The 283-nt window shown below is 65.7% G+C and carries 1 pseudogene; it reads left to right on the top strand.

Features of this window, described 5'->3' with window-relative positions:
- Positions 1 to 283: pseudogene (locus MKK75_RS08600) on the top strand (catalase); the annotation flags it as partial.

Genomic DNA, 283 nt, shown 5'->3' on the forward strand with positions numbered 1-283 from the left:
CCACGCGGCAATCGACTTCTTCCGCGAGCATGATGTGGCGTTCGAGCTGAAGGCTCAACTCTGGGCCGACGCCGAGAGGCAACCTATCGAGGACGCGTCGGTCGATTGGCCGATCTCGGTAAGCCCCTACCGGACCGTGGCGACACTGCGCCTGCCGAGCCAGGACGCCTATTCAACGGAGCGGGTGCGTTACTTCGACGAGGTGATGACCTTCCGCCCTGCGCACAGCCTCGCGGCGCACCGGCCGCTCGGTTCGGTGATGCGGGCGCGGCTTCAGGTCTAT

The sequence above is a fragment of the Methylobacterium sp. J-030 genome (genome assembly GCF_022829545.1).
Classification (GTDB): domain Bacteria; phylum Pseudomonadota; class Alphaproteobacteria; order Rhizobiales; family Beijerinckiaceae; genus Methylobacterium.